Source organism: Guyparkeria sp. TX1 (assembly GCF_046523965.1).
Classification (GTDB): Bacteria; Pseudomonadota; Gammaproteobacteria; order Halothiobacillales; family Halothiobacillaceae; genus Guyparkeria.
The window spans coordinates 602547-627899 of sequence record NZ_CP144142.1 but is presented as its reverse complement, the minus strand read 5'-3'; the positions used below and the strand labels follow the sequence as shown (position 1 = coordinate 627899).

At 66.9% G+C, this 25353-nt stretch carries 20 protein-coding genes; 17 read left to right on the top strand and 3 right to left on the bottom strand.

Annotated elements, in window-relative coordinates:
* Nucleotides 1-587: 587 nt before the first annotated feature.
* A complete protein-coding gene (locus tag VWP12_RS03000; protein WP_410474552.1) occupies nt 588-1430 on the bottom strand; it encodes an alpha/beta fold hydrolase in 843 nt (280 codons plus the stop codon).
* 101 nt (nt 1431-1531) lie between these two features.
* On the opposite strand from VWP12_RS03000, the gene VWP12_RS02995 reads away from it, so the two are divergent.
* The 6 genes from VWP12_RS02995 (at nt 1532) to VWP12_RS02970 (ending at nt 8034) form a co-directional block, all read left to right on the top strand.
* Nucleotides 1532-2875, top strand: coding sequence for an RsmB/NOP family class I SAM-dependent RNA methyltransferase (locus VWP12_RS02995; RefSeq protein ID WP_410474551.1), 1344 nt, complete (start codon nt 1532-1534; stop codon nt 2873-2875).
* A gap of 84 nt (nt 2876-2959) precedes the next feature.
* A complete protein-coding gene (gene lptM / locus VWP12_RS02990; RefSeq protein WP_410474550.1) occupies nt 2960-3139 on the top strand; it encodes an LPS translocon maturation chaperone LptM in 180 nt (59 codons plus the stop codon).
* 15 nt (nt 3140-3154) lie between these two features.
* Complete coding sequence (gene lysA / locus VWP12_RS02985) at nt 3155-4444, top strand: diaminopimelate decarboxylase (RefSeq protein WP_410474549.1); 1290 nt, start codon at nt 3155-3157, stop codon at nt 4442-4444.
* Nucleotides 4445-4751: 307 nt separating this feature from the next.
* A complete protein-coding gene (locus VWP12_RS02980; RefSeq protein ID WP_410474548.1) occupies nt 4752-5492 on the top strand; it encodes a glutathione peroxidase in 741 nt (246 codons plus the stop codon).
* A 163-nt stretch (nt 5493-5655) separates the two neighbouring features.
* Entirely contained in the window at nt 5656-7023 is a 1368-nt protein-coding gene (gene gorA, locus VWP12_RS02975) for a glutathione-disulfide reductase (RefSeq protein WP_410474547.1), read from the top strand.
* An 84-nt stretch (nt 7024-7107) separates the two neighbouring features.
* Nucleotides 7108-8034: a LysR family transcriptional regulator gene (locus VWP12_RS02970; protein ID WP_410474546.1), complete on the top strand. Its 927-nt coding sequence runs from the start codon at nt 7108-7110 to the stop codon at nt 8032-8034.
* On the opposite strand, the gene VWP12_RS02965 is transcribed toward VWP12_RS02970, so the two are convergent.
* Nucleotides 8009-10588, bottom strand: coding sequence for a diguanylate cyclase (locus tag VWP12_RS02965; RefSeq protein WP_410474545.1), 2580 nt, complete (start codon nt 10586-10588; stop codon nt 8009-8011). The genes VWP12_RS02970 and VWP12_RS02965 overlap by 26 nt on opposite strands.
* A 418-nt stretch (nt 10589-11006) precedes the next feature.
* Between VWP12_RS02965 and VWP12_RS02960 the strand changes: the two genes are divergently transcribed.
* From VWP12_RS02960 to VWP12_RS02945, 4 genes are all read left to right on the top strand, one after another.
* Nucleotides 11007-11939: an aldo/keto reductase gene (locus VWP12_RS02960; protein WP_410474544.1), complete on the top strand. Its 933-nt coding sequence runs from the start codon at nt 11007-11009 to the stop codon at nt 11937-11939.
* A 7-nt stretch (nt 11940-11946) separates the two neighbouring features.
* Nucleotides 11947-12561, top strand: coding sequence for a DUF6064 family protein (locus VWP12_RS02955; RefSeq protein WP_410474543.1), 615 nt, complete (start codon nt 11947-11949; stop codon nt 12559-12561).
* 82 nt (nt 12562-12643) lie between these two features.
* Nucleotides 12644-14794, top strand: a complete 2151-nt coding sequence (locus VWP12_RS02950; protein ID WP_410474542.1) for a VTT domain-containing protein — start codon at nt 12644-12646, stop codon at nt 14792-14794.
* Nucleotides 14791-15525, top strand: coding sequence for an endonuclease/exonuclease/phosphatase family protein (locus tag VWP12_RS02945; RefSeq protein WP_410474541.1), 735 nt, complete (start codon nt 14791-14793; stop codon nt 15523-15525). Before VWP12_RS02950 ends, VWP12_RS02945 begins: the two co-directional genes overlap by 4 nt.
* Before the next feature lie 42 nt (nt 15526-15567).
* On the opposite strand, the gene yihA is transcribed toward VWP12_RS02945, so the two are convergent.
* Nucleotides 15568-16206, bottom strand: a complete 639-nt coding sequence (yihA, locus tag VWP12_RS02940) for a ribosome biogenesis GTP-binding protein YihA/YsxC (RefSeq protein WP_125199068.1) — start codon at nt 16204-16206, stop codon at nt 15568-15570.
* Between the two features lie 342 nt (nt 16207-16548).
* On the opposite strand from yihA, the gene VWP12_RS02935 reads away from it, so the two are divergent.
* The 7 genes from VWP12_RS02935 (at nt 16549) to VWP12_RS02905 (ending at nt 25340) form a co-directional block, all read left to right on the top strand.
* Nucleotides 16549-17184, top strand: coding sequence for a c-type cytochrome (locus VWP12_RS02935; protein ID WP_410474540.1), 636 nt, complete (start codon nt 16549-16551; stop codon nt 17182-17184).
* Between the two features lie 139 nt (nt 17185-17323).
* Nucleotides 17324-19393 carry a cytochrome c biogenesis protein ResB gene (locus tag VWP12_RS02930; RefSeq protein ID WP_410474539.1) on the top strand — a complete coding sequence of 690 codons (2070 nt, stop codon included), beginning with the start codon at nt 17324-17326 and terminating at the stop codon, nt 19391-19393.
* A 35-nt stretch (nt 19394-19428) separates the two neighbouring features.
* Entirely contained in the window at nt 19429-20637 is a 1209-nt protein-coding gene (ccsB, locus tag VWP12_RS02925; RefSeq protein WP_410474538.1) for a c-type cytochrome biogenesis protein CcsB, read from the top strand.
* Between the two features lie 136 nt (nt 20638-20773).
* Nucleotides 20774-21406 (top strand): thiol:disulfide interchange protein DsbA/DsbL, encoded by a 633-nt coding sequence (locus VWP12_RS02920; protein ID WP_410474537.1) that lies wholly within the window; start codon nt 20774-20776, stop codon nt 21404-21406.
* Nucleotides 21390-23057 carry an acetolactate synthase large subunit gene (locus tag VWP12_RS02915; protein WP_410474536.1) on the top strand — a complete coding sequence of 556 codons (1668 nt, stop codon included), beginning with the start codon at nt 21390-21392 and terminating at the stop codon, nt 23055-23057. The genes VWP12_RS02920 and VWP12_RS02915 overlap by 17 nt, the downstream gene beginning before the upstream one ends.
* On the top strand, nt 23054-23893 hold the full coding sequence (locus VWP12_RS02910) for an endonuclease/exonuclease/phosphatase family protein (protein ID WP_410474535.1): 840 nt from the start codon (nt 23054-23056) through the stop codon (nt 23891-23893). The genes VWP12_RS02915 and VWP12_RS02910 overlap by 4 nt, the downstream gene beginning before the upstream one ends.
* A gap of 34 nt (nt 23894-23927) precedes the next feature.
* Nucleotides 23928-25340 carry a diguanylate cyclase gene (locus tag VWP12_RS02905; RefSeq protein ID WP_410474534.1) on the top strand — a complete coding sequence of 471 codons (1413 nt, stop codon included), beginning with the start codon at nt 23928-23930 and terminating at the stop codon, nt 25338-25340.
* Nucleotides 25341-25353 lie beyond the last annotated feature (13 nt).

The window sequence follows — 25353 nt, the reverse complement described above, 5'->3', positions numbered from 1 at the left end:
CCCAATCCCTGGGTCCGGTGTGGCGAGTGCTTTTCCTTAAGACAGAGGCAGTATCCGCTGCCGATCCTGTTGATTCTTGTCTCGCCGCTGACCGTTCCTGCGGTTTCTTGTTGTTGCCGGCGTCTACCACCGTTCTTTTCAGCGATGCCATCCTGCATCGAGCGCGCGTCCTGCGCGGAATCGTCCCTTGCCGTCCGTGGCAGCACCCGTCCTGGGCGCTTGGCTAAGATCCGTTACCCGGGCCCGGCATCCTTGCCGAACGCGCCGCGGCCTTCCTGGCGGCCCGCAAAAAACCTGGACTCTATCCTGAGGTCCGGTTGTTTACGGTGCGCTTCCTTAAAAGAGCGCCGTGCGCGCGTCGGGCGAACCCGACTACCCGAATTGGCAGATCCTCTGCCGGTGCATCCTGCGCGGACATCCTGTCCGCCGTACGATCCCTCGGCCTCCTGGCCGGGTGGGCTTCCTGCCCTGTGCATCCAAGCACGGGTGCATGATGCGCGCCTCGACGCCGGCTGAACAGACGAAATCGCCTAAAGTTTCGTAGGATTTTTCGATTTCTTTTGTAGGAATTTTCCTACACGGAGCGATTAGCCGATCGATTGCTCCGGAAAATCGTGGCAACCGTGGGCGAAAAAGCGGGTGACCGCATCGAGGAATCCGGCCGTGTCCTCGATGTGCGGCCAGTGACGCGCCTGCTCCAGGGTGACGATGCAGCTTTGCGGGAAGTCGCGGGCGATGCGCTCCTCGTCTCCCGCTTCGATGTAGGCCGACTGGGCCCCGCGAATGAACAACGCCGGCCCGAGGTAGAAGCCCGACAGCGCGGGCATGTCCGAGGTCTGCTCGTACGCCGCCTTGAGCTCGGGCAGGTTGAAGCGCCAGCGCCACTGGCCGTCGACCTGCTCGAGGTTGGCCGCGAGGAAAGACCGCACCTCGGGCTCGAACACGTGCGCGGCCATCTGCTGGCGCGCCTGCTCCCGCGACTCAAGCGTCTCGAGGTCAACGGCATCCAGCGCGGCGAAGACATCCTTGTGCCAGGGCGGATACCACTTCGGCGCAATATCGACCACGGCCAGCCGGGCGACCCGCTCGGGGTGGCGGTCGGCCAGCACCATGCCGAGCTTGCCGCCCAGTGAATGCCCGATCAGATGGGCGCGCTCGACCCCGAGCCGATCCATCACCGCCAGGATGTCGTTGGCCATCGCCTCGTAGGAAAGTCCCGGGGCGTGGGGTGAACGGCCATGATTGCGCAGGTCGACGTTGATGACGCGGTAGTTCGCGCTCAACGACTGGGCGATACCGCGCCAGTTGGACAGCGACCCGAACAACCCGTGCATGATGATCACCGGCAGACCGCCGCCGCGCTCCTCGAAGTGCAGATCGACCGCCGCGTTTGCCGCGCCCCGAGTCGCCTCGTTTGCTTGCGTACTCATTGAAATGACATGGTCCTATTAATGGAATCGCCCCCCGATCAGGGGCATGCGAGATCGTGAGATACTACCAAACGCCAGCCTCACTGACCGCCGAGCACCCCATGACCGACTCGATCCCGCCCCAACACCCGACACCCGGTGACGACTGGCCCGCCCCCGACCTGCCCCGCGGGCGCACCTTCCCGGCCCAGTTGCAGCTGGCCGCCGAACTGCTCGAGCGCATCACCGAACAGGGCCTGCCCGCCGACCGCAGCCTGCAACGCGAACTGGCCGCGCGACGCAAGATGGGTCGGCGGGATCGCGAACGGGTGCGCGAACTGACCCTGTTCGTGTTGCGTCAGCGCCGGGTGCTCGACTGGCTGCTCGATGACAGCACGCCGAGCATGGCCGCGCGGGTCGCCGCCGCCCTGTCTCTGGCCGATGCGCTCGACCCGGTGCTCGCCGAGGCGGCCGGATTGACACCCAAAACCGCTGATGCCCTGTCGCGGCGCCGCGCCGAGCGGTTCGACTCCCTGCCCCGGACCGTTCGTTTCAACCTGGCCCCGGCCGCCGCCGAGCAATGGCAGGCCTGGCAACCCGACGCCCCGGAGATGCTGGCCCAGGCGCTGGATGCCCGCGCGGCCGTCGACCTGCACACCAACCCACGTCACGGCAAGCGCGACGCGCTGATCGACGAGCTGGCCGAGGCCGACATCGACGCCACACCCATCGCCGGCTTGCCACTGGGCATCCGACTCGAGCGACCCGCACGCCTGACCCGCCTGCCCGCCTTCGAGGCAGGCGGCTTCGAGGTCCAGGACGCCGGCAGCCAATGGGTGGTGCGCGCCCTCGAGGCCCGGCCGGGCGAGCGGGTGCTCGATCTCTGTGCCGGCGCCGGCGGCAAGACCCTCGGACTGCTCGACGAGGCCCGCGGCCAGTTGCGCCTGACCGCCTGCGACCTTCACCCCGAGCGTCTGGATCGGCTGCGCACGCGCGCGCAGCGTCATGGCGATAGGGAACTCGACCTTCGCGCGCTGGATGCCACCCAGCCACTCCCTGCGGATCTGGCCGGCTTCGACCGGGTGCTGATCGACGCCCCCTGCAGCGGATCGGGGACCTGGCGACGCCACCCGGAGTTGCGCTGGGCCGCCATCGACTGGGACGCGCTCGCCGAGACGCAGGGTCGACTACTCGAACAGGGCAGCCAGGCCACGCGCCCCGGCGGGCGGCTGGTCTACGCCACCTGCAGCCTGTGGCCGACCGAGAACGAGGCCATCGTCGAGGCCTTTCTCGCGCGTCACCCCGGCTGGAGCGTGATCCGCCCATCGCTCGACGGCCTGTCCGAAGACGCCTTCACCGCGGACGAGTGGATCCGCCTGCGGCCCGATCGCCACGGCTGCGATGGCTTTTTCATCGCCTGCCTGCAGGCCCCGACCGGCCCGCTGGGCGGCCAGCCGACAGCCTGAGCCATCATCTTGAGGCATAATCGGGGGCTCCCGATTCCATTTGAACACCGCTGTACCAACGGCCCGCCGGGCCCCGGAGTCCGCATGCAACGCTCTTCGCCGACCCCATCATCGTCCCGCCGCCTCGGTGCCGGGCTGCTACTGGCCACCCTTTTGCTGGCCGGCTGTGGCCAGAAGGGACCGCTCTACCTCCCCGAGGACGAGCCGGCCGCCGCAACCGACGATGACACCGCGCCAGCGGCAGACACCACCAACCAGGACTGACCCCGGAGCCTTCACGTGCCCCAGAGCGAACTGCCCCCCTTCTTCTCCCGCAACGATGCCGGCGATCTCCTGATCGAGCAGGTCAGCGCCGGCGAGATCGTCGAGCGTTTCGACTCACCCACTTATGTCTACTCGCGCGCCGCGATCGAATCGGCCTTCAACGCCCTGACCGCCGCCTTCGGCGATCGGGCCCACCGCATCTGCTACGCGGTCAAGGCCAATAGCAACATCGGCATCCTCAACGTGCTTGCGCGACTGGGGGCCGGCTTCGACATCGTCTCCTACGGCGAGTTGGCCCGCGTGATGGCTGCCGGCGGCGACCCGGGCAAGACGGTTTTCTCCGGCGTGGGCAAGTCGGCCGACGAGATCCGCGGCGCGCTCGAGGCCGGGATCGGCTGCCTGAACGTCGAGTCGGAGGCGGAATTGCAGCGTATTGCCGATATTGCCGCCGAAATGCAGCAAGTCGCGCCGATTTCCTTGCGCGTCAACCCGGACGTCGACGCCCGCACGCACCCCTACATCTCCACCGGGCTCAAGGACAACAAGTTCGGCGTCGCGATCGACGAGGCGCTGCCGCTCTACGAGTGGGCCCACGCCCACCCGGCACTCGAGGTCACCGGCATCGACTGCCACATCGGCTCGCAACTGACCGACGTCAGCCCGTTTCGCGATGCCGCCGAGCGGGTGATGAAGCTCGCCCACCGTCTGGCCGAGCGAGGCATCACCCTCCAGCACCTCGATCTCGGCGGCGGGCTCGGCATCCGCTACACCGACGAGACCCCACCGGCGGCCGCCGACTGGATCGAGGCGATCCGTTCGGTGGTCGACGCCGACCCGCTGGCCCGCGAGCTGCCGATCTGGATCGAGCCGGGCCGCTTCATCGCCGGACCGGCCGGTGCCCTGCTCACCCGGGTCGAGTACTTAAAGCCCGGTGAGCACAAGTCGTTTGCCATCGTCGACGCGGCCATGAACGACCTGATGCGCCCGGCGCTCTACGGCAGCGACATGGCGATCGTCCCCGCCGGCCAGGTTGCCGGCGATCGCCGCCCGGGCACCTGGGAGATCGTCGGCCCGATCTGCGAGACCGGGGACTTCCTCGGCCACGAGCGCGAGCTGGAACTGGCCGAGGGCGACGTGCTGGCCGTGCTGGGCGCGGGCGCCTACGGCTTTTCCATGGCCTCGAACTACAACACCCGGCCTCGCGCCGCCGAGGTGCTGGTCGACGGCGACACCTGCTACGAAATCCGCCGCCGCGAACCGCTCGACTCCCTCTGGGCGCTGGAGCAACTGCCCGCCACCGACTGACCTGTCGGAGCGATCGCTTGTCCGCCTATCCATTGGCCGACGACTTTTCGATAGTTTGCCGCTATCGAAAAGATCGGGAAATTCAATTTCCCCTGATCGAAACCCTCGACTAAGCTGAAACCCATTCAAAGCAATGCTGGCGGATCATGCCTGTGGGGCATGTTCCCCGGGGCCACCCCGGGGCATTGCATTTGCGGGTTTCGACCCCAGATTTTCCGTGCACCGGGATGCCAGCGCGAATCGCTGCCACCCGGTCCGGTTTTTTCGTCCCCATGTTTTTACCCTCAGACAAATAGGAGACTTTTGCATGCTGGAGAATCGTGAAGGCCAGAAGGTACCCAACGTCACCTTCCGCACCCGTCAGAACCATGACTGGGTCAACGTGACCACCGACGAGATCTTCAAGGGCAAGACCGTCGCCGTCTTCTCCCTGCCGGGCGCGTTCACCCCGACCTGCTCCTCGAGCCACGTGCCGCGCTTCAACGAGCTGGCGCCGGTATTCAAGAAGCACGGCGTCGACGAGATCGTCTGCATCTCGGTCAACGATGCCTTCGTCATGAACGAGTGGGCCCTGGACCAGGATGCCGACCGCATCCGCTTCATCCCGGACGGCAACGGCGACTTCACCGACGGCATGGGCCTGCTGGTCGACAAGGACGACCTCGGCTTCGGCAAGCGCTCCTGGCGCTACTCCATGCTGGTCAAGGACGGCACCATCGAGAAGATGTTCATCGAGCCGGAGAAGCCGGGCGACCCCTACGAGGTCTCCGACGCCGACACCATGCTCGACTGGCTGGCGCCGAACGCCAAGAAGCCGCACTCGATCATGATGTTCTCCCGCAAGGGCTGCCCGTTCTGCGCCCGCGCCAAGGGCATGCTGCACGACGCGGAGCTGGAGTTCGACGAGATCGTCGTCGGCGACGACGTCAACCTGCGCGCCCTGCGTGCCGTCGCCCAGACCGAGACCGTCCCGCAGGTCTACATCGACGGTCAGCGCATCGGTGGCAGCGAAGAAGTGGAAACCTGGCTCAAGCAGAACGGCTACTGATCGCCCCAGGTTGCCGAGACACGGCCCGGGTTTCCGGGCCGGCTTTCGCCTGCCACGCAGGGCAAGGCAGACGAAAGCCGCTTTACTTCCATCCGGGTGCGGGCCTGCCAGACTGGTCATGACGCCCGACCCTGTTTTCTGACACCCCTTTCTGGAGGCATCCATGAGTGGCAAGCATTTCGACATGATCGTCCTTGGCGGCGGCTCCGGCGGTCTTGCGGTCGCCGAGCGCGCGTCCCAGTACGGCAAGCGGGTCGCCGTGGTCGAGCCGACCGCGCTCGGCGGCACCTGCGTCAACGTCGGCTGCGTGCCGAAGAAGGTCATGTGGTACGCCGCCAACCTCGCCCACGACCGGGCGGACGCCGTCGACTGGGGCTTTCCCGAGGCGCCGGGCGCGGTGGACTTCGGCACGCTGACCAGGAAGCGCCGCGAGTTCATCGCCGGCATCAATCGCTTCTGGGACGGCTACGCCAAGGACCTCAAGCTCGAGGTCATCGACGGCTACGGCCGCCTGGCCGGCGGCGACAAGGTCGATGTCGACGGCACCACCTACACCGCCGACCACATCGTGATCTCCACCGGCGGTCGCCCGCTGGTCCCGCCGGTACCGGGTGCCGAGCACGGCATCACCTCCGACGGCTTCTTCGAGCTCGACGAGTTGCCGAAGAAGGCCGCCGTCATCGGCGGCGGCTACATCGGCGTGGAGCTGGCCGGCGTGTTGCGCTCGCTGGGCAGCGAGGTAACGCTGCTAGACATGCTCGACACCGTGCTCGCGCCGTTCGATCCGCTGATCCGCGAGACGGCCACCGAGAACCTGCACCAGATGGGCATCGAGACCCACCTGCCGTACAAGGTCTCGAAGCTGGAGAAGACCCAAGAGGGCACGATCATCCACGGTGCGGACGGCGAGAAACTCGGCCCGTTCGACCAGGTGATCTGGGCCGTCGGCCGCAAGCCGAATACCGACGATATCGGCCTGGACAAGGCCGGCGTCGCGGTGGAGAAGAACGGCATGATCCCGGTCGATGCCTACCAGAACACCAATGTGGAAGGCATCTACGCCATCGGCGACATCATCGGCAAGTACCCGCTCACCCCGGTGGCCATCGCCGCCGGGCGGCGCCTGTCCGACCGCCTGTTCGACGGCCAGAACGACGCGCATCTCGAGTACGAGACCATCCCGACGGTGGTCTTCGCCCACCCGGCGCTGGGCACGGTCGGCCTGACCGAGCCACAGGCCGTCGAGCGCTTCGGCAAGAAGCAGGTGACGATCTACGAGACCACCTTCACGCCGATGCGCTACGCGCTCTCCTCGCACGGCTTCAAGACGGCGATGAAGCTCGTCTGCGTCGGTAAGGAGGAGCGCGTCGCCGGTCTGCACCTGGTGGGTGACGGCGCCGACGAGATGCTGCAGGGCTTTGCCGTGGCGGTGAAGGCCGGCCTGACCAAGGGCCAGTTCGACGACACCGTCGCCCTGCACCCGACTTCGGCCGAGGAACTGGTCACGCTCAAGACGCCCCGCGCGGACTGACCGCGACAGGCACTCGCCACGCAACCCCATTGGCCGGCGCGGGACAACCCGGTCGGCCAATTTTTTTGAGCGAAGGCAACACCCATGTTCCTGGAACTGCGCCACCTCAAGACCATCCGCGCGATCGAGCAGACCGGCTCGCTGGCCGCGGCGGCCGAACGCCTGCACCTGACGCAGTCGGCGCTGTCGCACCAGATCCGGGCGCTGGAGTCGTACTACGAGACGCCGCTGTTCTCGCGCAGCTCGCGCCCGATGCGGCTTACCGAGGCCGGGCGGCGCCTGCTGGCCGCGGCCGACACCGTGCTGCCCGAGGTGGATCGGCTCGACCGCGACCTGCGCCAGATCGCCGGCGGGGCGACCGGGCGGCTGTTCCTGGCACTGGAGTGCCACTCCTGCTTCACCTGGCTGATCCCGACCCTCGAGCACTACCGCGCGCAGTGGCCCTCGATCGAGACCGACCTGTCGATGTCGTTCAGCTTCGATGCCATCGACGCCCTGCGCCGTGGCCAGCTCGACGGGGTGATCAGCTCCGATCCGGTCGACGACCCGGAGCTGCATTTCGAACCGCTGTTCCATTACCCGGTGGTGCTGGTGCTCGCCCCCGGCCATCCGCTGGCCGCCGAGACACGCATCACCCCGGAGATGCTCGCCGACCAGACGGTGATCGGTTACCCGGTCGAGCGTGACCGGCTCGACATCTACCGCCGCTTTCTCGATCCCGCCGGGGTCGAGCCGGCCGGATCACGCCGCTCGGAGCTCACCGCGATGATTGCCCAGTGGGTCGCCAGCGGTCATGGCGTCGCCGCCCTGCCCAAGTGGGCCATCAGCGAGGAGCTCACCCGGGGCACGGTCGTCGCCCGTCCGCTGGGCGATGGCCTGACCGCGACCATGCACCTGGCGGTGCGCCGCGACGAGCACCGGCTCGCCTACCTGGACGCCTTCCTGCGCCTGGCGCGCGAACAGGCCGGCGAGCGGCTCGGCGACATCACGCTGGCCCGCCCCGGTCGCTGACCGTCGTCGGCACGGTCGGCAGGGCGGCACTCTCGCGGGCGAAGCGATAGCCCTGCATCAGATCGATCGCCAGCCCGCGGATCAACTCCACCTGCGCGTCGGTCTCGACGTTGTGGGCGATCACGGTCACGCCCAGGGTCTCGGCGATGGTCAGCAGCCCGTCGATGAAGGCCCGGTCACGGCGACTGACCTTGCGATCGCACAGCCAGTCGGCCTCGATCTTGACGTAGTCGACCTCGAACCGGCGCAGGTAACTGAGCGTCTCGCGCCCGGAGCCGGCATGGTCGATCGCCAGGCGCAGCCCGGCGGCGCGCAGGTCGGCCAGCGGCCCGGCCAGCGCGCCGATCTCGCCGGCCAGCGGACTCTCGCTGATCTCGATCACCACCTGCCCGGCCGCCAGCGTCGAGCGCTCGACCGCGGTCAGCAGGAAGTCGACGAACCGCGCCTCCATCAGGCTGGTGGGGGCGATATTGAAGAACAGTCGGCCGGCGAAACCGCGGTTCGCCGGATCACCCAGCACGCGTTCGACCACCTGCCGGTCGACGCGATCGATCAACTGGTCACGCCCCAGCGCACGCACGAAGTCGGCGGCCGGCACCAAGCGCTCGCCGACGCGGGCACGGGCGAACACCTCGGCGCCGACCACCTCGCCATCCGCCTGCCGGATCGACTGGTAGACCACCGACACCGTGTCCGGATCGATCGCGGTGATCGCCTCCGCCGAGGCGCCCTCGGTCTGCTCGACGGCCCGCACCTCGTCACGATTGGCCACCGCCAGCCGGTTCTTGCCGGCGGCCTTGGCGCGGTACATCGCCTGATCGGCCAGCGAGAACAGCGCCTGCGCCGAGGCAGGATCGGCCGCATCCACGGGCCCGACGGCCAGACCGATCGACAGCGACAGGACGAGCGATTCGCCGTCGGGGGCGGCGACCACCGTCTGCTGGGCCCGGGCGAGCAGGCGGCCGGCCACCTGCTCGGCGGTGTCATCGTCGGCGTCCGGCAGGATGGCGACGAACTCGTCGCCGCCGTACCGGGCGACGATATCGCCGTCACGCAGGCTGGTGGTCAACAGATCGGCGACGCGACGCAGGTAGTCGTCGCCGAAGCCGTGGCCATAGCGATCGTTGACCCGCTTGAAGTCATCGAGGTCGATCACCATCAGGCCGAAGCGGTACTCGTGGCGCTGGGCGCGGCCGATCTCGTAGTCGAGTAGCGACCAGAACATGCGCTGGTTGTACAGACGGGTGAGCGGGTCGCGGGTGGCGAAGTACTCGAGGTCCTCGGTGTGGCGCTCGATCGCGCGCACCGAGCCGACCACGTTGATCAGGGTCGAGAGGATCGACTCGATCACCAGCTTTTTCACCGGCACGCGCGCCTCGCCCATCGGCACGATCAGTCCCACCATCCCGCGCATCGGCGGCAGGTCCATCGAGAGGGTCTTTGTGTGCAGGTCGAGGCGGCCGGCATCGGTTACCGGCGGACCCTCCCGGCCGGGGTGCTGACGCGGCGTGATCTCGTGCGACTGGTTACCGAAGCCTTCGCCCACCCGTCGGCTGACCTCGTGGTCGAGACGGGCGGCGACCACCTCGTCGACCTCGCCATGCCAGAACACGTCCACGCCGATGGGCCGATCGGCAATCGAGAAGGCGGTGAACACGCCGTGCACGGTGAATTGCTTGTTGATCTCCTCGAGCAGGTCGCGCACGTAACGGCGCCAGTCGCGCACCACGTCCGAGGTAATGACGAAATGCTCGAGCAGGCCGATCTCGAACTCCAGCAGGTTGCGGTCGATTGCCACATAGCGGACCTTGTCGGTCAGCGCATCGACCCGGGAGAGCACGTCGTCGAACTCGGTAAAGCCGGTCGAGGCGCCCGCGAAACGCAGGTCGGCCAGATCCTCGACCCGGTTGACCTGCTCGATCGAGCGGTTGAGACGCTTGACCGAGCGGCCCAGCCGCCAGCTGAGCAGCCCCGCGATCAGCAGAGCGGCGAGCAGCGGCGCCGGGACGATCAGCATCAACCGGTCGACCAGTTCGTCGTGCGCCTGCTCGATCATCGGACCGACCGGCTGGCGGATCGAGAGTACGCCCAGCACGTCACCGGCATTGGCGTTGGCGTGGCATTGCAGGCATTCGGCATTGGCGACCAGGGGGCGGTCGTAACGCACCATCTGGTCGCCGGCCTCGACGTGGGTTCGGCGGGTGTCGAAGGCGGCCATGGCGGTCTTGTCCGGGGCGGGCTGCTCGAGGCGCCCGAACAGCTCGTTGACCCGCGAGCCGCGATAGACGTTGATCACCGCACCGGGGTCGGCGCGCTGGTTGAGGGAGTCGAGAAACTCGTTGAGCTGATCACGCGTCCAGCCCTGGCGCATGATCTGGTACATGGCATTGAAGGTGCCGTCGGCCAGCACCCGGGCATTCTGCACGGACGCGCGCTGCACCGCCTGGGTGAAGACCGCCTCGGTGGCCAGGTAGACCGCCGCGGTGACCGCCACCGAGACCACCAACGCCACGACCAGCATCAGCGCGCGCAGGGATCGGAACCAGCCGATCACATGAGCGAGAGGGCCTGCCGCCTTTCGCCCCGATGATTGCCCCGACAACTGCCCGTTGTTCCCCATTGGCTTTTACCCATCCCTGGTCGAGAAAGCCGCCAACCGCTCGGCTGTTGATGAAGTACGCTCCGTGGTCCACCGCGACAAGACCACAAAACCGGTGTGGTCATTATTGGCCGGTCAGCATAACGCCGTCAAAGCAGCGACTGAAATCAGACTTAAAGCCAGCATTATCAAATATTTGAATATTCTGTTTTCAATAACGCGGCCATTTCCACCAACGGCGCATTAAACCGGTCGTGATGGCTTACTCAACACCGAGGGAAAACCATTGGCCCCTCGCTCACGTGGCGACTATGGTCAAACCAGTCCCCCCGCTGTCATCGGGGGAGCCTCGACGCACACGGGAGGCCCGGCCATGTCAGACCCCGACCTGTCTCGACGGCGCATGCTGCAACTGGCCGCCGCCGGCCTGGGGGGCGGCTGGCTGCCCGTCACGTTCGGCCAGGACAAGCCGAAAGGCAGGGACATCATCACCCGGCGCCTGCCGGACGGCCACGACCTGCCGGCGATCGGCATGGGCACCTGGATCACCTTCAACGTCGGCTCGGACCCCGAGGCCCGGGCCGGACGCACGGAGGTGCTGCGCACCTTCCTCGAGGCCGGTGGCGCACTGGTCGACTCCTCGCCCATGTACGGCTCGGCCGAGGCGGTCGTCGGTCACGCGCTGGCCGAGATCGGCGGCAAGCCGCCCGTGTTTTCCGCCTCCAAGGTCTGGACCCCGGACGGGGACGCCACCACCGAGCAGGTCGCCCAGTCGGAGCGTCGCTGGGGCCTCGAGCGCATGGAGCTGATGCAGGTGCACAACCTGGTCGCCTGGGAGCCCCATCTCGAGCACCTCCTGGAGATGCGCGAGCAAGGCCGGCTGCGCTTCGTCGGCATCACCACCTCGCATGGGCGGCGGCACGCCGACATCGAGCGGATCATGCGCGAGTGGCCGATCGATTTCGTCCAGGCCAGCTACAGCCTGGCCAACCGCGAGGCCGAAGACCGCCTGCTGCCATTGGCCGAGGAGCGGGACATCGCCTTCATCGCCAACCGCCCCTTCCAGGGCGGACGCCTGATCGATCGGGTCAAGCGCCACCCGTTCCCCGACTGGGCGCGAGAGGCGGGGCTGGCGAACTGGGCCGACTACCTGCTCAAGTTCCTGATCGCCCACCCAGCCGTGACCTGCGCGATCCCCGCCACCAGCCGGGTCGAGCACATGCGGGAAAACATGGCTGCACTGCGCGGACCACTCCCCGACCAGGCACTGCGGCGTCGCATGATCGAACAATTGCGCTCGCTCTAGGAAGCCCATGGAAACCTGGCTCAGCTACCGCCTCTCGGACCTGCTGATGTTCTCGCCGGCCATCTATGCCCGGCTGTTCGAGCGGGTGAACGACGCCCTTTGGCCCGGCCATCTGCTGCTCGCCGCCCTGAGCGTGGCGATGCTGGTACTGGCCGGTTCACGCACCCACGTCGCTCACCGGCTGGCAGCCGGGCTGCTTGCCATCGCCTGGGGCTGGGTGGCATGGCGCTTTTTCGGGCTGTACGCACAGATCAACCTGGCCGCGCCCTGGTTTGCCGCCCTGTTCGCAGGCCAAGCCGTCATGCTGCTGGCGCTGGCCGCGTTCGGATCGGGGCTCGCCCTTGCCCGCCCGCGACAGGCCCGTCATTGGGTCGGGCTGGGACTTGCCCTCTGGGGGCTGGTGCTCCACCCGATCGCCTGGCTTGCCGGTGGACGCCCGCTGGCGGGAACGGAACTCTTTGCCGTCGCGCCCGATCCCACGGCCATTGCCACCATCGGTCTGTTGCTGATGGCCCGCGTGCCCCGGTGCGGGTGCCTGCCGCTACGCGGAATCCTGCTCGCCCTGCCGGTGACCTGGCTCTCGATCTCGGCACTGACCTGGTGGGCGCTACTGACCGCCTGACAATTCCGGCCGCCGCCGGGCGACTATCGCCGATTGAACTACGATCTAACCCGACACCCGCAGCGGAGGCGAAAGCGCCTGCATGACGACCACCGACACCAACGATGAGGTTGCCCCGACAGATGAGGGCTTCTGGCGTACCGGCCGGGCCGATCGCCTCGGCCTGGTGATCGATGGCGAGCACTGGTTCCCGGCGTTTGCCGACATGCTCGCGCAGGCCCGCCACCAGGCCATCATCCTCTGCTGGGACATCGACAGCCGGGTCGAGATGCACCGCCCCTGCGAGGCGGATCAGGCCCCGTGTCACCTGACCGCCGTGCTGCACCAGGCATTGAAGAGCAACCCGGGGCTGACGATCCACCTGCTCCCCTGGGACTTCGCCATGATCTACGCCTTCGAGCGCGAATGGCTGCCGCTATTCTCGCGCCCGATGGCCCGCCATCCGCGCCTCAAGGTGCAATACGACGGCGAACACCCCATGGGCGCCTCGCAGCACCAGAAAATGCTGGTCATCGACGACCGGGCAGCGCTGATCGGCGGTTTCGACCCGTCCAAGTGGCGCTGGGACCGGCGCGCCCACGCCGCGGACGAGTCACTGCGCCGCGATCCCGACGGCCAGCCGTACCCGCCGTTCCATGACCTGGCCTTCGCGGTAACCGGGCCGATCTGCCGCGATCTCGGCGAGCTGACGCGCGCGCGCTGGCAGCGGGCCACCGGAGAGCACCTCGACCCGCCCAGCGAGACCGATCACCCCGCACCTTGGCCGGCCGAGCACGTCGCCGTCGTCCTCGACGATGCCCGGGTAGGCATTGCACGCACACTGCCCGCCTGGCGTGATCAGACCGAGGTACGCGAGATCGAGACCCGGCTATGCCGACTGATCGGCGAGGCACGCGACTGTATCTACATCGAGAACCAGTACTTCACCAGCCACCGGATCGGGGAGGCGCTGATCGCACGGCTGGAGGAAGAGTCCGGCCCTGAGGTGATCCTGTTGCTGCCGCGGGAAAAGGACGGTTGGCTCGAACGCGTGACCATGGACGTGCTGCGCGCCCGCCTGATCGAGCGCCTGCGCACCGCCGATCGGCACGACCGCCTGCGGATCTATTACCCGGCCGTGGCCGGCCTGGAGCCCGCCATGGTGAGCCTGCACTCCAAGCTGGTGATCGGCGACGACCACGAGATCAACCTCGGCTCGGCCAACACCTCGAATCGCTCCATGGGCTTTGACAGCGAATTGAACCTCTCCGTGCTGGGCGATCGCGAGGAAAGCCGCGCGGCCATCGCCGCCATGCGCCGCGAGTTGCTCGCCGAGCATCTAGGCACCACGCCGGCGGCAGTCGCGGCCGCCGAGGACGAACACGGCTCGGTCGCCGCGGCGATCGACGCGCTCAACCGCCCCGGGACCGAGCGCTGGCTCGAACCGTTGACCATCACGCTCGACCCGGCCATCGACCGCCAGGTGCCCGATGCCGCGGTCATCGACCCCGAACGTGCCCGCCCACCAGAGGAACTGATCGACATGTTCATCGAGAAGAAGTCGCGTGGGCCGGTGCGACGCAAGGCGGCCGCCTTTGCCCTGTTGATCGCGCTGTTCGTGGTGATCGCCGCCATGCTCAAATTCACCCCGCTGGGCGAGGCGCTGGCCCCCGGGGAACTGATCGATCGACTGGCCGATCTCCGCGACGCCCCCGGCGGCACCTGGGCCTTCCTCGGGCTGGCCGTGATCGGACTGCTGCTGGGCGTGCCGGCGACGCCGGTGGTGGTGGCCGCCGGGTTGCTGTTCGGGGCCTGGGCCGGTTTCGGCCTGGCCTACGGCGCGCTGGTGACCGCCGCACTGACCGGGTTTCTCGTCGGCCAGTTCCTCGGTGCCGAGGCGCTGCGCCGGCTGGCAGGCAAACGGCTCGATCGGTTGTCTCGCACCCTGGCCCGCCGCGGCATCCTGACCGTGTTCTCGTTGCGCTTGGTGCCGCTGGCCCCCTTCGCGGTGGTCAACCTGGTCGCTGGCGCCAGCCGGATTCGTTTCCGCGATTTCCTGATCGGCAGCCTGGCCGGGCTCGTTCCGGGCACCGTGGCGCTGACGATCTTCTCCGACCAGCTGCTGCGCACGCTGCTCGATCCCTCGCCGGCCACGATCGGCGTGCTGGTACTGATCACCGCGGCATTCATCGGCATCGGTTGGGGGCTGTCACGGTGGCTGGCCCTGCGCGAGCAGGCCTCGGGGGCATCATGACGGACGCCGGGCGTCGGCTGCGTGTCGTGACCTGGAACATCCACAGCTGCATCGACCACCGCGGCCGCTACACCCCGGAGCGCACCGCGCGGGTGTTGCGCCTGCTCGCGCCGGACGTGGTGGCGTTACAGGAAGCCAACCTCGCCAGCGACCCGGCCGATGACCGCCTGCTGCGGGCAATTGAGCCGATACTGCCGCACTGGCTGTTCGCCCCGACCCACGAGCGTGGCTGCCAGCATCGCCCTGGCGAGGTGACCGGATTTGGCAACCTGATCGCCTCGCGCTGGCCGATTCACCCCGAGACCCCGCTGGAGCTCTCGCACGTCGACCGCGAGCCCCGTCAGGCCCTCAGAGCGCGCATCGACCTGCCCGAAAGCACGCTGCACTGCTGGGTGGTGCACCTCGGGCTGGGCCTGGTCGAGCGTCGCGAGCAGGGGCGACGACTGGCCGAGGCACTCGCCGAGCTGTCGCCTGACGAGCCGCTGGTGCTGGCCGGTGATTTCAATGAATGGTTGCCGCGGGCCAGGAGCCTGCGGGTACTTCACCGCGAGCTGACCCGCCTGCCGGTGCGACGCACCTTCCCCGCCGGGCGCCCGCTGCTGCCGCTCGATCAGATCTGGATTCGCGGCCCGCTGCACGCCCACGCACTCAAGGCGATCCGCGATCCGATCGTACCGCGCATCTCCGACCACCTACCGCTGGTCGCCGACCTGACGATCGAGACGCGCTGAGCGGCACCGGATTCGTGCCGGCCGCCCTCTGGCAGCACCGATTCAGTCAGGCGCCCGGTCCAGCCACTCGCTGATCACGTCGCGGACCTCGCGCACGTGGGTGCCCTTGGTGCCGGAAAAGGCCATCCACTGGCCATCGGGCAGGGGATGCTCGCGCGCCAGTCGTGCCACCGTCTGCTTGGCCTGGCCGAAGCTGAGCTTGTCGGCCTTGGTCAGCAAGGCGAGTACCGGCAGACCGCGCGCCGTCGCGTACTCGATCATCTGCTGGTCGAGCGCCTTGAGCGGGTGGCGAATGTCCATGATCACCACCACGCCGACCAGCGACTGGCGCTCGGCGAAGTACTGCGCCATCGCATCGCCCCAGGCGCGGCGCACCCGCTCGGGCACCTTGGCATAGCCGTAGCCGGGCAGGTCGACCAGCCGGCGGCGGGCGCCCTCCGTCTCCCCGCCGAGACCGAACAGGTTGATCATCTGGGTGCGTCCCGGCGTGCGCGAGGTGCGTGCCAGCGCCTTCTGGCCGACCAGGGCATTGAGCGCGGTGGACTTGCCGGCATTCGAGCGTCCGGCGAAGGCGACCTCGGCACCGATATCCTCGCCGATGTCGGTTAGGCGCGGGGCGCTCTTGATGAAGGAGGCGGCGTCGAACAGGCGGCGTTGGTGTCGAGTGGCGTCGTCGGTCATGCGGTTCAACCAGGCATTGAAGGGGAGGAGGAAAAATCAACGGACCCAAGCCCGTGTTTTCCCTTAGCGAAGGTCGGCACGAATCCGATACCACCCTGGGCTGCAGGGCATGCCGTGAAGCATCCGGTTCAAGCAGAACTTCCCGAAGCATCCTGCCACGCCGGGAGGTTGCAAGCGAGTGACTTATGCGGTTTGATTACGGGTCGTTTTGGCGACGCCCCGACCCAATCTGGGAATACCGCAGTGAATTGCTCGACTGAATTCCTATAATCGGGGCGCTCCGAAACACCTTTTATGAAGGCCAGGGCCGGCCGAACGCGAACCACAACGAGATTGTTAGCGATGATGACAGCAGTTCACCCGATGCCGCGTCGCGGCCGTTTCGCCGCCGGCATGCTGATGGGGCTTTCCTTTCTCGCCGGCGCCGCACAGGCCAGCGAGGCCGGCTCGATCAAGGCCGGCCGCGAGGCAGCCCAGTCCTGCGCCGCCTGTCACGGCGACAAGGGCAACAGCAACAACCCGGCCTTCCCGTCGCTTGCCGGCCAGCCGGCCAAGTACGTCGCCTCGCAACTGACCGCCTATCGTGACGGCAAGCGCGAGAACGCCATCATGAATGGACAGGCCTCCGGTCTCAGCGACCAGCAGATCCAGGACATCGCCGCCTACTACGCCGCCCAGGAGCGCAAGGTGGCAAGCCCCGCCGACGAGGGTTCGGCGTTGGGCGCGGACCTGTACCATCAGGGTCGCGAAAACGTCGCCGCCTGTGCCGCCTGTCACCACAGCGAAGCGCTCGGCAACCAGCCGGCCGGCTTCCCGGCCCTGCGCGGGCTGACTGCCGGCTACGTCGCCCAGTCGCTCAAGGACTACCGCAGCGGCGCGCGCGCCCATGGCCAGGCCACCCTGATGGCCCCGCTGGCCGCCGAGCTGACCGGCGACGAAATCGACGCACTGGCCGCACACATCGCCAGCCTCGACTGAGCGCCAACACGTCACCGTACCGCCCGGGCCGCCGCTTGTCGGGGCACCCGGGCGGCGGCGAGACGCCTGAATACGTTGGCGAACGCATCCCGATGCCGACAGTCGCCATGAACCTATCCGATCCCGCGAAGGCTAGCCGATGACCTCCCAGGCCCAAACCGCCCGCAAACGCCGCCGCAGCCTGAGCTCGCGCCTGTACACCTGGCTCACGTCGATGAACCTGGCGATCGCGCTGCTCTCGATCCTGGCGATCGCCTCGGTGATCGGCACCGTGTTGCAGCAGAACCAGCCGGTCAACGACTACCTGATCGAGTTCGGCCCGTTCTGGTACGAGGCCTTCAATGCCCTCAAGCTCTACGACGTCTACTCGGCCGGCTGGTTCGTCACCATCTTGCTGTTCCTGCTCGCCTCGACCAGCGCCTGCCTGATCCGCAACACGCCGGGCTTCATGCGCGACATCAAGAGCTTCCGCCTCAACGCGCAGGACAAGTCGCTGCGTGCCTTCCGTCACTCCCGCCAGTACGAGAGCGATCTCCCCGCCACGACCATCGTCGAGCGCACCCAGGGGCTGTTTGCCCAACTGGGCTACAAGGCGCGGGTCAAGGAACGCGAGGGCGAAACCCTGGTGGCCGCGCGCAAGGGCGGCATGAACCGCATCGGCTACGTGCTTACCCACTTAGGGATGGTGGTGATCCTGGTCGGCGGACTGATCGACAGCAAGATGTACCTCAAGACGCTCAACATGCTGGGCGTGGTCGAGGTCGAGACCCGCGACCTGCCGGTCAGCCAGGTGCCCCAGGAATCTCACCTGCCGCCGGGTTCACTGGCCGGCTTTCGCGGCTCGGTGAACATCCCCGAGGGCAAGTGGGGCGACGTGGCCTTCATCGGTCTGAAGGACGGCTACGTGGTGCAGAACCTGCCGTTCAAGATCGAGATAGAGGACTTTTTCGTCGAGTTCTACGACACCGGCATGCCCAAGTCCTTCAACTCCAAGATCACACTCACCGACAAGGAAACCGGCGAATCGATCGACGAGACCATCCGCGTCAATCACCCGCTGCGCTACAAGGGTTACAACATCTTCCAGTCGAGCTTCGGCGACGGTGGGACGGAACTAGAGTTCGATGCCTGGCAGCTGTTCGGCAAGGCTGGCACCAAGCAAGCGCTCGAGGGCACCGTCAATCAGGAACGAACCTTCGAGTTCAACGGCGAGAAGTACAAGCTCGAATTCCGCGATTTCTCGTTGTTCAACGTCAACCCCACCGAGGGCCCGGACGGCAGCCGCGAGAACACCAACTTCGGCCCGTCGGTCACCTTCCGCCTGCGTGACGCCGCCGGCGAGGCGATCGAGTACGAAAACTATTTCCAGCCGGTCGAGTTCGACGGCACCAAGTACTTCCTCAGCGGCGTGACCCCGGAGGTCGGTGCCCAGCAGCAGTTCCTGTTCATTCCGGCCGATCGCAACGATTCGATCGAAACCTTCATGGCGTTCTACGCCACGCTCAAGGACCGCGACGAAATCACCCGCATTGCCGCCGACCTGGTCGCGCAGACCCCGCAGGGTGGTCAGGGTGGCGCGGCCCAGAGTTCGGCTGCCCGCTCAATCGCCGGCATGGTCGAGACCTTCGTCGAGCAGGGCTTCTCCGCGCTGACCGAGCAGGTCGACCAGCAGATGGCCGAGCGCGACATGCCGCCTGAAATGGCCGAGCAGGCGCGCGAATCCTCGTTCCGAGTGGTTCAGTCGGTGCTCATGCGCGCCTACATGGAGACCTTGCAGGATCAGGGGGTCGAGGAATTCGGCGATCGCGACGAGGACTTCTTCGAGAAGGCACTCGACGTGGTCACGGTCATTCCCAACTATGGCTCGCCGATCTTCGTCGCGCCCACCGGCTTCAACCACATCCAGTCGACCGGGCTGGAGATCACCCGGGCGCCGGGCATGTTCTGGGTGTACCTGGGCTCGCTGATGCTGACCTTGGGCATCTTCATGCTGTTCTACATTCATTACCGTCGGCTCTGGGTGTTGATCAAACCGGCCGACGTGAACGATGATGGGGAGTCAACGCGCCACCGTGTAGTGGTGGCCGGCACGGATGCCCGCAAGAACATCGACTTCGACCAGGCCTTCGCCCAGTTCAGCGATGAGCTCATGCGTCAGACCGGGTCCAACGACCAAAATGACGCGTCCACGACGCCCGGCAAGGGCTAGAGGCGCCGGACTAATCCGCGCAGGAGAAAACGACGATGTCTGTCCCGAACGAACAGATGGTCAACGGCTATCAACCCACTTCGAACCTGCCGGCACCACGGCACGTCGGCCTGATTGACGTGCTGTGGACGGTGGCGATGCTGGTCATCGCCGGCATCGGCTACGTGCAGTACAGCGAATCTCTCGATTTCTATGCCACCGGCACGCTGTTCGGTACCGCCCTGGGGCTGGGCTTTCTAGGCTGGGTCTGGCCGGCCACCCGTTGGCTGGTGGGGGTCGTGGCCATCATCTCCACCTTCGCCGTCTGGCAGTACAACATCCTGGGTGCCGACGGGGCCATCGGCCGCGCCGCGCTGGCGGAATTCCAGGAAACGAACTTCCTGTTCACGTACTTCCTCTCGAGCACCGCGGCGACGATGTGGATGGTCGCCCTCTATTTTCTGGCGATCCCCACCTACTTCATCGCCACCCTGGCGCGCTCGAACTACGGGCTGAAGGTCGGCTCGGCGCTGGTCTGGACCGGCTCGGTGATGGGCTTTGTCGCCTTTTTCACCCGCTGGCGCGAGGGTTACCTGATCAACCTCGACTACGGCCACATCCCGGTGAGCAACCTCTACGAGGTATTCATCGTATTCGCCGTGTTCACCGCGCTGCTCTATCTCTACTACGAGAAGCGTTACAACAACCGCAGCCTGGGCGGCTTCGTGATGCTGATCATCGGCATCTCGCTGGCCTTCCTGCTCTGGTACCAGTTCGACCGTGAGGCCCACGTGATCGAGCCGCTGGTCCCCGCGCTCAACAGCTGGTGGATGAAGATCCACGTGCCCGCGAACTTCGTCGGCTACGGCACCTTCGCCATCGCCGCCATGGTCGGCATCGCCTACCTGATCAAGCAGAAGATGGGCGGTGACGGGCCAGACGATCGTCTGCCGTCGCTGGCCGTGATGGACGACATCCAGTACAAGGCCATCGCGCTGGGCTTCGCCTTCTTCACCATCGCCACCATCCTCGGCGCCATGTGGGCGGCCGAGGCCTGGGGCGGCTACTGGAGCTGGGACCCGAAGGAGACCTGGGCGCTGATCGTCTGGTTGAACTACGCCGCCTGGCTGCACATGCGCCTGACCAAGGGCTGGCGCGGTCCGGTCATGGCCTGGTGGAGCATCGGCGGCCTGTTCATCACCAGTTTCGCCTTCCTCGGGGTGAACATGTTCCTTTCGGGGCTGCACTCCTACGGCGAACTCTGATCCGCCCAAACCGAATGAACACGCATGGGGCGGCCGGCTGCAAGGACAGCGGGCTTGCCCCATACTTCGTTCAGGGGCACCGGCCGACTCGGCCCCGCACTGAACGCCCCACCTGATCGAATCTCGGAGACATTCCATGCTCGTCAATCGCCTCAAGTCATTCGTCACCGCGCTGCTCGCCACCACCGCCCTGGCCCTGGCCGCCCCCGCGATGGCCGCAGGATCTGGCTACAAGGAGGTGCAAACCGATGTCACCTCGCCGGAGGGCAAGGTCCTGGTCCAGGAGTTCTTCTGGTACGGCTGCCCGCACTGCTACTACCTCGAGGGTGAACTCCAGCCGTGGCTCGAGGAACTGGACGAGGACGTGGTCTTCGAGCGCCGCGCCGTGGCACTCGGCCAGCACTGGGTGCCGCTGACACGCGCCTTCTACGCCGCCGACCAGCTCGACGTGGTCGACGAGACGCACGCCAAGGTATTCCACGCCATCCACGAGGAAGGCACCCGTCTGACGGACACCGACTCGATCGCCGACTTCTACGCCGAGCAGGGCGTCGACCGCGAGGCGTTTCTCGAGGCCTTTGAGGGCTTCGGCACCCAGAACGCCATCCGCCAGACCGGGCAAATCGCCCAGGGCGCCGGCGTTCAGGGCGTACCGTCCCTGCTGGTCGATGGCCGTTACCTCGTCACCGGGCGGCTGGCCGGCGGCAACGTCGAGATGCTGGAGGTCGTCGACGCCCTGATCGAACAGATCCGTGACGAACGCGACTGATCGCCCCGTGACCACCGGCGCCCAACTGCTGCTGCGCTGTCTCGAGAACGAAGGCGTCAAGTACGTCTTCGGCATCCCGGGCGAGGAAAACCTCGATTTCGTCGATGCACTCAACGAGTCGTCGATCGAGCTGATCGTCACGCGCCATGAACAGGGCGCGGCGTTCATGGCCGATCTCGTCGGTCGGCTCACCGGCAAGCCGGGGGTGTGCTTTTCCACGCTCGGTCCCGGCGCGACCAATCTGGTCACCGGCGTGGCCGACGCCAACATGGACCACGCCCCGCTGATCGCCATCGCCGGGCAGGCCGGTATCGACCGGCTGCACAAGGAATCGCACCAGGTGCTCGACCTGGTGCGGATGTTCGAACCGATCACCCGCTATGCCTCGCGGATCGTCACCCCGTCGGCGATCCCCGAGACCATTCGTCGGGCGACCAAGTTCGCTGAGGCCGGCAAGGGCGGAGCGAGCTTCATCGAGCTGCCCGAAGACGTCGCCGCCATGCCTGTGGAGTCGGGCTACGCCGAGCCGCTGCGGGTGACCGCCAACGGGGCGAGCGAACCGCGCGAATCGAGCCTCAAACAGGCGGCTCGGCTATTGAGCGAGGCCCGGCACCCGATCATCCTCGCCGGCCATGGCGTGGTCCGCGCCGAGGCCAGCGAGGCACTGGCGAACCTTGCCGAGCGCCTCAACATCCCCGTGGCCAACACCTTCATGGCCAAGGGCGTGATCCCCTTCCGCCACCCGATGGCGCTAGGCTCGGTGGGCCTGCAGTCGAAGGACTACGTCAACGTCGGTTTCGACCAGGCCGACGTGATCGTCTGCATCGGCTACGACCTGGTGGAATACCACCCCCAGCTCTGGCACCCCACCCGCGATCGCCACATCATCCACGTGGATACCGAGGCCGCCGAGGTGGATGCCTACTACCCGGTAGCGACCAGCATCGTCGGTGACATCAACACCGCCATGAACCGTCTCGGCGACATGACCACCCCGCGTGACGGACCTGCCTTCCGCAACCTGCGCGAGGCGCTGATCGAGGACATGAACCGGCACGCCGACGACGACTGCATGCCGATCAAGCCGCAGAAGCTGATCTGGGACCTGCGCACCGCACTCTCCAGCCAGGACATCGTCATCTCGGACGTCGGCGCCCACAAGATGTGGCTCGCGCGCATGTACCGCTCCGAGCAGCCCAATAGCTGCATCATCTCCAACGGCTTTGCCAGCATGGGGATCGCCCTGCCCGGGGCGATCGCCGCCAAACTGCTCTACCCGGAGCGCCACATCGTCGCCGCCACCGGCGACGCCGGCTTCCTGATGAACGTGCAGGAACTGGAAACGGCCGTGCGCTGCAACACGCCGATCATCGTGCTGATCTGGAATGACGGCGGCTACGGCCTGATCGACATGAAGCAGCGCCGCGGATTCGGACGCAGCACCGGCGTGCACTTCGGCAACCCCGACTTCGTCCAGTTGGCCGAGAGCTTCGGCGCGAAGGGCTACCGGGTCGAATCCGGCGACGGGCTGCTGCCAATCCTCAAGGAGGCGATGGCAAGCGAGTCGGTCTGCGTGATCGACGTGCCCGTGGACTACCGTGAGAACGAGCAGCTCACGCGTCGACTCGGCGAGACCCTGGTGGGCGGATGACCCGCCGGGCGGCCAGCCAACGCGGCCTGAGCTGCAGCACGGCCACCGGCGGGCCCGACGATTTCATTGCCGTGCGGGGCCATCAACCGCTGCGGCTCCTGTCGCACAACATCCAGGTCGGCATCGCCACCCATCGCTACCGCGACTATCTCACCGGCGGCTGGAAGCACCTACTGCCCAGTGCCGACCGTGCCCGCAGCCTGGCCGCGATCGCCCCGACCCTGTCGCACTTCGACATCATCGGCCTGCAGGAGGCCGATGCCGGCTCGATCCGCAGCCACTTTCTCAACCAGGCCGAGCACCTGGCCGAACTGGCCGAACTCTCCCACTGGGCGGTGCGCGTCAACCGCGATCTCGGCCAGTTCGGTAAGCACGCGCTGGGCCTGATCAGCCGCATCCAGCCACGGGAGATCACCCAGTGTCCGCTGCCCGGTCGCATGCCCGGCCGCGGGGCACTGGTAGCGGATTTCCTCTGGGACGGTCACCCGCTGCGCGTGATCGACACCCATCTGGCCCTGAGCCGCCGCGCCCGCCAGATGCAGTTCGACCAGCTGGGCGAGCTGGCCGACGTCCCGGGCTACGTGGTGGTGATGGCCGATTTCAACTGCGAACCTGACGACCCCGGCATGCAGCAGTGGTGCATCGAGAACGGCCTGAAGCTGCCCAAGCGCCCCCCGCTGACCTACCCGCGCTGGCAACCGCAACGGGCGATTGATCACATCGCGGTAAGCCAGTCGCTCGATATCCGCGGCACCGAGGCCCGCCCGATCGGCGGTTCGGACCACATCCCGGTGGCAATGAGCATCGCGCTACCATTGCCGCATAAACCGAACTAGTCTTTGGACCTCATTTCAGGGAGAGATCGCAACAATGGCCGAGGCACCGAACGCGTCGACGGAAAACGACGACTACCGGGAGCGTTACGAACAGCTGCTAGGTGAGCTCGGCCGACTGGAGGACCACGACCAGGAACTGGGCGGGCTGCTCAAGATCATCCTCACGCGGGTGCTGTTCGCCGTCGACAAGGCCTACCCGGAGCTGGCCGACGCCGCCGCCCGCATCCGCGACAAGGCCCGCAAGCAGGACGAGCATGCCTTCGAAGTCGGCCGGCTCAAGGGGGAGCTCGAAGAGCTGGCGCGGCGCATCCGTGAACTCGAGGCCAGCCAGCCCGACGACACACCCCGGCCGGAGTCCGCCCCGGCCAGCCATGGCACGCACAACGGCTCGGCCTCACATGTCCGTGAAGTGCTGCCCCTGCTGCTCGACCGCATCGCGTTCGTCGATGCGATGGAAGGTCGCCGCGCGCGACTGATCGCGGCCATCGACGACCCCAACGACCGCACCTTGCCCAGCATCCTGATCGACCGCAGCGCCACGTTGATCAATGACATGCGCCAGGCGATCGAGAAGGAGAAGGGCGAGCTCACCCGCTTTCTCGAGCAGGTCACCGACGCACTGGCCGACATCGACCAGTTCAGCCAGGCACAGAGCGACGACCTGCTCGTGCAGCGAGACGCCCGCCTCAAGCTCGACGACTCGCTGCGTCAGCAGGTCGACGACATCGACGCGCAGGTGGAATCGGCCGACGATCTCGATGGCCTCAAGCTCGTGGTCCGCGAACGGATCAACCGCATCCGCCAGCAGGTGCAGGCCTTCCAACAAGGCGAGGAGCGCCGCCAGGAAGACGTCGAGGCGGACAACGAACAGTTGCGGCAACGACTGGCACGCCTCGAGGACCAGACCCGCATGCTCGAGGAGCAGCTCAAGCAGAGCGAGGCGAAGCTGTTCCGCGACAACCTCACCGGGCTGCCCAACCGGCTGGCCTTCGATCACCGCGTGCGCCTGGAAATGGCGCGCATGCGCCGCGACGAGACGCCGCTTACTCTGGCGATCTGGGATCTCGACCGCTTCAAGGAGATCAACGACCAACTCGGTCACCAGGCCGGCGACAAGACCCTGATCATCGTCGCCAAGACCTTCATGAACCTGATCCGCGACGTCGACATGATCGCGCGATTTGGCGGCGAGGAGTTCGTGATGTTGCTGCCGGCCGCCGCCGGCGAGGACGCCCTGAAGGTAGTCGAGCGCATCCGCGAGAAGCTGGCACGTACCAAGCTGCGCTACCGCGGCCGCGAAATCGGCGTCACCGCCTCCTGTGGACTGGCCGAATTCACGCCCGGCGAGGAGATGGAAACGGTCTTCGCGCGCGCCGACGACGCGCTTTACCAGGCCAAGGAGCAGGGCCGCAATCGCTGCGTGCTCTCGGCCGACACGGTCGACTGACCGCGCGGGCCCG